The organism is Microbacterium sp. Bi128 (assembly GCF_918698205.1).
Map to the genome: position 1 here is coordinate 1 of NZ_CAKKMM010000198.1, position 7237 is coordinate 7237.

General features: G+C 68.9%; 11 protein-coding genes. All 11 read left to right on the forward strand.

All coding sequences use genetic code 11. From position 1 onward, the window contains the following. Positions 1-331 (forward strand): hypothetical protein (locus LQV45_RS14325; RefSeq protein WP_230007610.1); only part of this gene is annotated, 331 nt, incomplete at its 5' end. A gap of 40 nt (positions 332-371) precedes the next feature. After that, positions 372-1805, forward strand: coding sequence for a phage terminase family protein (locus tag LQV45_RS14330; RefSeq protein WP_230007611.1), 1434 nt, complete (start codon positions 372-374; stop codon positions 1803-1805). A 17-nt stretch (positions 1806-1822) separates the two neighbouring features. After that, positions 1823-1996, forward strand: coding sequence for a hypothetical protein (locus LQV45_RS14335; protein ID WP_230007612.1), 174 nt, complete (start codon positions 1823-1825; stop codon positions 1994-1996). Continuing rightward, positions 1993-3153 carry a phage portal protein gene (locus LQV45_RS14340; protein ID WP_230007613.1) on the forward strand — a complete coding sequence of 387 codons (1161 nt, stop codon included), beginning with the start codon at positions 1993-1995 and terminating at the stop codon, positions 3151-3153. The genes LQV45_RS14335 and LQV45_RS14340 overlap by 4 nt, the downstream gene beginning before the upstream one ends. Next, positions 3150-3845, forward strand: a complete 696-nt coding sequence (locus tag LQV45_RS14345; protein WP_230007614.1) for an HK97 family phage prohead protease — start codon at positions 3150-3152, stop codon at positions 3843-3845. Before LQV45_RS14340 ends, LQV45_RS14345 begins: the two co-directional genes overlap by 4 nt. Positions 3846-3858: 13 nt before the next feature. Continuing rightward, complete coding sequence (locus LQV45_RS14350; RefSeq protein WP_230007615.1) at positions 3859-5109, forward strand: phage major capsid protein; 1251 nt, start codon at positions 3859-3861, stop codon at positions 5107-5109. After that, positions 5109-5399: a hypothetical protein gene (locus tag LQV45_RS14355; RefSeq protein WP_230007616.1), complete on the forward strand. Its 291-nt coding sequence runs from the start codon at positions 5109-5111 to the stop codon at positions 5397-5399. Before LQV45_RS14350 ends, LQV45_RS14355 begins: the two co-directional genes overlap by 1 nt. A gap of 63 nt (positions 5400-5462) precedes the next feature. Further along, positions 5463-5810, forward strand: a complete 348-nt coding sequence (locus LQV45_RS14360; RefSeq protein ID WP_230007617.1) for a hypothetical protein — start codon at positions 5463-5465, stop codon at positions 5808-5810. Further along, a complete protein-coding gene (locus LQV45_RS14365) occupies positions 5807-6274 on the forward strand; it encodes a hypothetical protein (protein WP_230007618.1) in 468 nt (155 codons plus the stop codon). The genes LQV45_RS14360 and LQV45_RS14365 overlap by 4 nt, the downstream gene beginning before the upstream one ends. Positions 6275-6291: 17 nt before the next feature. Continuing rightward, entirely contained in the window at positions 6292-6639 is a 348-nt protein-coding gene (locus LQV45_RS14370) for a hypothetical protein (protein ID WP_230007619.1), read from the forward strand. Next, the coding region (locus LQV45_RS14375) for a phage tail tube protein (RefSeq protein ID WP_230007620.1) at positions 6636-7237 on the forward strand (602 nt) is incomplete at its 3' end. The genes LQV45_RS14370 and LQV45_RS14375, both read left to right, overlap by 4 nt.

Below are 7237 nucleotides of genomic sequence, written 5' to 3' on the forward strand. Positions count from 1 at the left end.
CACCGACGCCGAGATCGACCGCCGGTTCGACGGCATCGTCGAGCAGTTCGAGGCCGGCCCGATCGAGGCCGCGGCGCGTGAAGCGTTCGCGCTCTCAGACGATCCCGCGACCCGCCTGCGCCAAGAGGTGCTGTTTCGCGGCGCCCGGTCACTCGATGACCCGAAGAACGCCCGCTACTACTCGTCGACCGTCGAGGCCATGCGGAAGGTGCTCGCCGACCTCACGGGCGACGAGGGCAGCGCAGGGGGTGGTGGTATTGCCGGCATCGTGGAAGCGATCCGGGAAGCCGGCCGGGATCGAGACGACCCCGAGGTGGTCGACCCCGCGTAACCCCGCCCGACGCACGATCGCATCCGAGGTCATCGGGTGCATGCGCCTGCTCGGCTGGGAGCCGATGCCGTGGCAGCGGGAGATCCTCGAAACCGCGTTCGAGATCGACCCGGCGACGGGTCTGCTCTGGTACTCGGAAATCGTCATCATCGTGCCCCGACAGTCGGGGAAATCGTCGCTCGTCATCCCGTGGGGCGTGCACCGCATGCTCATGTGGCCCGAGCGGCAGTACATGCTCTACATCGCGCAGACCCGCGACAAGGCGCTCGAAAAGCTCGAAGAGGAACACCACCACCGCATCGCGGCCTCGCCGTTCGGCAAGCTGCTGCGCCGCAACCGCACGGGGAACACGCTCAACCTGTCCAACGGCAGCGAGCATATGAAGTTCGTCAACGGCTCGAAATGGGCGATCGACGCACCAACCGAGGGAGCCGGCCACGGTGGCACGCTCGGGCTCACCATCGGCGACGAGATTTTCGCGCAGCGCGACAACCGCCTAGAGGCCGCGCTTATGCCGGCGACGACCGCCGTCGACGACGCTCAATCTCTGTGGATCTCGACCGTCGGCGAGAGCAAAACCAAATCGCCGTTCCTGTGGGGGAAAGCCGAAATCGGCCGCGCCCGCGTCGAACTGCTGCGCTCGAACCCGTCACTGCTCAGCGTCCCGAAGTACCGGACGCTCTACGTCGAATACTCGGCCGATGAGAAAGCCGACCCCGACGACCCGCGCACGTGGTGGTCGTGCATGCCGGCGCTCGGCTACACCACCACCGAGGCGAAGATCGCCGCATTCCGTGAGTCGATGCAGGGCGGATTCCTGCGGCCGTTCCTGAACTGGTGGGGCGACGACGTCGAGAAAGCGTGGAAGATCCCGAAGGATCGGTGGCTCGCCGACGGCGTAGCGGACCCCGACACGGAAGTCGACGAGAACAGCGCCGAGGTCGTGTACGTGATCGACGTCGCGCCCGAGTCGGCGTGGGCGTCGATCGGCGTCGCCGGCGTCCGCGCCGACGGCGACCTGCACATCGAGGTGCTCGCCGACGGTCCCGGCACCGGGTGGCTCATCGAGGGTGACCACGAGCATGACCTGCCCGGCATCCTCGATCTGCTCGACGCGCAGCCCGGCCGGGTCTACGTCGAGCACAAGGCTGCGGGGTTCCTCGTGCCGGCGTTACTCGATGCCGGCGTCGACGTCGAACTCATCACGCCGGCGCAGATCGCCGTCGCCGGCCCGGGTCTGCTCGACGACGTGCTGAACAAGCGCGTGCGCCACCCCGGGCAGCCCGAACTCACCGAGGCGCTGAAATCGGCCGCGGTGAAGACCGTCGACGCGGGGTGGAAGTGGATGCGCGGCGCGTCCATGCGTCCAATCTCGGCGCTCGTCGCCGTCACCTACGCCCGACAGCTGCTCAGCGAGCTACTGCCGGAACTCGGATACGACGTTGCCGACGCGCTGAAACAGGCCAACCGGTGACACGAAACGGAGGACACATGCCCGAGAAGATCCCCGACGAACGGGTTACTGACGCGCTCGAACTGACCGCAGTCGTGCTCGTCGTGGTCGGCGTCGCGCTGTGGTCGATCCCGGTCGCCCTCATCGTCGCCGGCATTGCTGTGTGGCTGGCCGCGCACCCGGTGACGCTGCCGCGGCGGTGGCGATCGTGAGCCTGTTCACCCGGCACGAAATGCGCGCGCTCGGCTCGGCCGAGGTGTGGGGCGCATCGTGGGAGAGTCTCGGCCGCGGCGGCGCGATGCGACAGGCCGCGACCTACGCCTCGGTGCGTCTGATCGCCGACCAGTGGGCGCAGGGCGGCGTCACCGTCACCGCGCCTCGCGCGAACGGTGAGCACGAGCCCGTCGCGACCCCGCTCATCCTCGACGACCCCTCTCCCGTGCTCTCGCAGTACGAGTCGAAAGTGCAGATGACGACCGAACTCAAAACGCGTGGGAACGCGTTCGGGCTCGTCGACGACAGCCGCCGGTTCTGCCAGTGGCTGCCGTTCGACTGGGTGGGGGTCGACGAGTCCAACCCGTTCGATCCCAAATACAACGTGCTGGGCAAGCCGATGACCCTCACGAAGCAGGGCGGCAATCTGCTGCACATTCGCGAAGTGGTACAGGCCGGCTCGGTTATGGGGCTGTCGCCCATTCAGCAGTTCGCCTCGACGTTCGAGTGGGCCGACCTGTCGCGGCAGTTTGGCCGACGGTGGTTCAAGAACTCGGCCATGCCGCCGGCAATCCTGCAGGCGAAAGCGAACCGACTCGATCCCGACAAGCTCAAAGAGGCCCGCGACGATTTCATCGAAGCTGCCCGCGAAGGGAAGCCGGTCGCTCTGCCCGGCGAGTGGGACTACCGCAAGATCATGGTCACGCCCGAAGAGGCGCAATTCCTGCAGACGATCGAGGCGTCGGCGACCGAGATCGCGATTATCTTCGGCGTTCCTCCCGAGAAGGTCGGCGGCAAAGCGGGGTCGAGCCGCACCTACTCGAACCTCGAAATGGACGCCGAGCTATTCCAGGTCGAGACACTCGGCGGCGTGAGCGGCCGTGCGGCGTCGTCGCAGAAATCCGTCATCCCCTTTGGGCACGAGGTGATCTACGACCTGTCGGTGCTGAAAAAGCCCGGCGTACTCGAATACGCCCGCACGATCTCCGAGCAGCTGCGAAACGGCACCCTCACGCTCGCCGAGGCCCGTCGTCTGCTCGGACGCCGCGGCCTCACGACACAGGAGATCGAGCAGTGGCAGCAGTGGTTCGACACGAGCAAGAGCGAGGCCGAGTCGAACGCGACGTCGACCGCGATCACAAAGGAGACAGCGTGACAGATATCGAACGGCGGGTGGTCGATCGACCCGTCGAACTCCGAGCCGCCCCCGAGGGCGGCAGCGGCCCCGGCATCCTCAGCGGATACGGGGCCGTTTTCAATTCCACGTCGCGAGATCTCGGCGGATGGTTCGAGGAAATCGACCCGGGCGCCGCCGGCGAGCCCGTCGACGGCGGCGGGCTCGATCTCACCCTGCACACGCGCGTGATCGCCCGCGCCGAGCACGACAGCCGGCTGCTGCTCGGCACGACGGATGCCCGCACCCTGCGGCTGTTCGTCGACGAGATCGGCGTGCGATACGAGGTCGACCTGCCCGACACGAGCGCCGGCCGCGACGTGGCCGTGCTCGCCGCCCGCGGCGACTACGCGCACTCATCGTTCGCGTTCAACCTCCGCACCCTCGACGACGTCGAGTGGCGCGAGGACCGCGACGGGCGTCTGATCCGCCGTGTCATGCGGATGACGATCCACGACGTCGCCCCCGTCGCCGACCCCGCCTACTGGGGCGCGACCACGCAGCTGCAGCGCTCGCTCGACGAGATTCGCCGCAGCCTACGACCCGCACCCGTCGAGCCGCCCGCGGCCGGCGAGCAGGAAATCACCGCACGGACCAACCGCCTGCGGTCCATCGAAGCCCGCATCGCTGCGCACGCAGTGACCGGCACCCGACCCCGCCGACGCGGGATCTAGGAAGGGAGCACGAATGACCAACATCCTGACGCGCATCAAGGCCGAGGCCGAGGCGCAGCGCAAGCTCTGGGAGAGCGACGGCAAGCGGTTCGCCGATATCGTCGGCCGCGAGTGGACCGCCGAGGAAACCGAGCAGTACGAGCGTGTCAGCGCTCAGCTGGACACGCACGAGCGCAACATCGGGCTGCTGACCATGCAGCGCGATATCGAGCAGCGCGCGATCGAGTTCGCCGGCGACCTGCTCGGCAACCGCTCCGCGTTCGGCAACGCCGCGGACCTCTCCCAGTTCGCCGCCGAGATCCGCAACGTGCTGAACGGCGAGCAGCGCGGCGGACTCACCTACGTGCCCACCTCCGACGAGGTGCGATCGTTCGCCGCCGAGCGACTCACCGCGCAGCGCGCGCTGAGCGTCGGCGTCGCCGCGGCCGGCGGCAACGCCGTGGGCGCGTCGTTCCTCTCGCGCCTCATCGAGCCGCTGCGCATGTTCTCGGGCCTGTACGCCGCCGGCGCGTTCGTCATGGTCACCGAGAAGGGCGACAGCGTCACCGTCCCCCGCCTCGCGTCGTTCGGTTCCGCCGGCGCGGCCACCGAGAACACGCAGCTGCCCGGCACCGACCCGTCGTTCGGTCAGATCACGTTCGGAACCAAGAAGTACGGCGACTACCTCGGCGTGTCGAACGACCTCATCACCGACGCCCTGTTCGACATCGAAGGATTCTCGACCCGGATCATCGGTGAGAACCTCGCCGTCCTGTTCGGTCAGGATCTCGCCACCGGCAGCGGCACCAACGCCCCGCAGGGCATCGCCAACGCCTCGACGCTCGGCGTCACCGGCGGCACCGGCGTGGGCGGCGCGCCCACCTGGGACAACATCATCGACCTGCAGGAATCGGTCGCCGCTCCCTACCAGCCGAACGCCTCGTGGGTCGTCGCCAACTCGGCCGTGGCCGCGATCCGCAAGCTGAAGGACAACAGCGGCCGGTACTACTGGGAGCCGAACGGCCAGGCCGGCGAAGCGCCGACCCTGCTCGGTCGCCCGCTGTTCCGCGACCCGTTCCTCGCCGGCCTCGGCGTCGGGAACAAGCCGCTGTTCTACGGCGACTTCACCCGCTACTGGGTGCGCGTCGTCGGCGAGGTGCGCGTCGAGCGCTCCGACCAGGCGCTGTTCGGCTCGGACCAGACCGCGTTCCGCGGTGTGCTCCGCGGCGACGGCCGGCTCATGGACGCATCCGCGGTGCGTCACTTCCAGGGCGGTGCGTCCTAATGGCGCGCGCTGCAGCCAAGCCCGCCGGCGACCCGGCCGAGCAGACGCCGGCGGGCGACCCCGCCGCGCAGACGCCGGCGGGCGACCCCGCCGCGCAGACGCCGGCAGCCGCGCCGGCTGCTGAGCCCGAGCCCCCGACCGAGCCGGCGACGCTCGACGTCGTCATGCTCGTGTCGCTCTCCGGTCTGCGCGACGGCGAGCCGTGGCCGGCGGCGGGCGAGTCGATCGCGCTGCCCGTCGACGAGGCCGAGGGATACATCGCCAACGGCTACGCCAAGCCGGCCGAGTAAGACACGAGGGGGCCGCATCCGATCCCGGGTGCGGCCCCCTCTCGCGCAGAGAGGGGCGCCGCAATGGCGACGAACTGGCCGCTGCACGCGGAAGACCTGCGGAAAGCGCTCGAATACAGCGTCGGACAGGACGACGCAGAGGAACTCGAACTGTTCATGGCCGCGGCGTGCGAGCGAATCGACCGCGAGACAGGCCGGCATCGCGACCCCGAGCGGCACGAGGTGAACGGCCGCGTGCCGGCCGAGTTCCTGCTGTGGGCTCGCGCGCTCGCGAAGCTGCGGTGGCGGCAAGAGAAGAAAGGGCCGCGCGCCCGCCCCGATGATGGCGGCGACGCCGTCGGATTCGACCTGCCGCGCGCCGTGCAGGAGGGGCTCGCGCAGTACCCGCCCCGGCCGGGATTCGGCGCATGAGCGGCATCCACCCGTCGACCGGCGCGCTGCTCGCACGGAAGGGGCTTGAAACCGAGATCCGCGCAGCGCTCGCGGGCGAGAAGGAAGTCGACGTGAGCGCGGGTTTCTCGTGGCCGATGCGCTTTCACGACTGGGTCGCTCTCGGCAACGTCAAGGCCACGCGCGACGCAGCCACCATCGGCCCTCGCAGGCAGCAGCAGGAAACGCTGACGATCGACGTCAACATCGGCGCATGGCGCCCGGGGTCGGGCAGCGAGATCGCCGAGGCCGCGTGGGAGCGGGCGTTTCAGCTGCTCGCGCTGATCGAGGCGCACCTGCTCGACGGCGCAAATACCACCCTCGGCGGGGCCGTTCTGTGGTGCCTGCCGGGGGACACCGACACCACCGGCGATGAATACGACGACGGCTATCAGGTCGAGATCGCCGCGACATTCGTCTGCTCGCACCGCACGCGGGCGACCTGACAGGGAGGAATACCCGCATGACCACATTCCGAAACGTGAGCCCGCTCGGCGCGCTCGACGTGCCCGACCTCGGGCGCGTGATCGAGGCCGACGAGGTGTTCGACGTGCCCGAAACGCTCGCCCCGATGTTCGCCGCGCAGCCGGCCAACTACGAGCCCGTGGGTGACGCTGCGATCGCGCTCGCAGCGGCAGCCGCTGAGGCGCAGGCCGCGGCCGAGGCCGCAGCCCTCAGCGTCGACGAAGCCGAGCCCGTCGACGAGGCCGAGCCCGTCGACGAGCCGGCGGTCGACGCCGAGCCGATCAAGCCCCGCCGACGCTCGTCGACGGCCGGCACCACCACGAGCGAGCAGGAGGTGACCCGATGACGCAGCTCGATTTCTCGCTCGGCATCGCGCAGGAAACCGTTTACGGCACGGCCGTCACGCCGACGCGGTTCCCCGAGTCCGACGCTCAGATCAAATATGAGATCTCGACCGTCGACGGCCGCGGCCTGCGCCCGTCGAAGGGCGTCAAGCGTCTGGCTCGCAACACCGTGTCGAAATTCGAGGGCAAGGGCTCGATCTCCCTCGACGTCGGAACGCGCGGGTTCGGCATGCTGCTGAACGCGGTCATGGGCAACGTGGTGAACACGGCTCTGCCGTCGGGCACGCCCGTGGTCTACCAGCAGCTGCACACGCTCTCGCAGTCGGACGCTCTGACGAAGTCGTTCACGGTGCAGGAACTGCTGCCCACGGTCGGCGCTGACGACCTGTGGCCGCACACCTTCACCGGCGTGGTGTTCGAGTCGATGGAGATCTCGGCGAAAGAGGGCGGCATCCTCGAAGCGGTGTTCGAGGTCGTCGCGCGCGCCCTGTCCACCGTCGAGCCGGCATCGACTCCGTCCTACCCGACCGGTGACTCGCTGTTCACGTTCCTGCACGGGGCGGTGAAGATTGCCACCAACCCGATGTCCACCGCGCCGTC

Excerpts from the sequence above, each read along its gene's own strand:
- LQV45_RS14330 (WP_230007611.1), top strand. The coding sequence starts at position 372 with ATGCGCCTGCTCGGCTGGGAGCCGATGCCGTGGCAGCGGGAGATCCTC.
- LQV45_RS14335 (WP_230007612.1), top strand. The coding sequence starts at position 1,823 with ATGCCCGAGAAGATCCCCGACGAACGGGTTACTGACGCGCTCGAACTG.
- LQV45_RS14350 (WP_230007615.1), top strand. The coding sequence starts at position 3,859 with ATGACCAACATCCTGACGCGCATCAAGGCCGAGGCCGAGGCGCAGCGC.
- LQV45_RS14355 (WP_230007616.1), top strand. The coding sequence starts at position 5,109 with ATGGCGCGCGCTGCAGCCAAGCCCGCCGGCGACCCGGCCGAGCAGACG.
- LQV45_RS14360 (WP_230007617.1), top strand. The coding sequence starts at position 5,463 with ATGGCGACGAACTGGCCGCTGCACGCGGAAGACCTGCGGAAAGCGCTC.
- LQV45_RS14365 (WP_230007618.1), top strand. The coding sequence starts at position 5,807 with ATGAGCGGCATCCACCCGTCGACCGGCGCGCTGCTCGCACGGAAGGGG.
- LQV45_RS14370 (WP_230007619.1), top strand. The coding sequence starts at position 6,292 with ATGACCACATTCCGAAACGTGAGCCCGCTCGGCGCGCTCGACGTGCCC.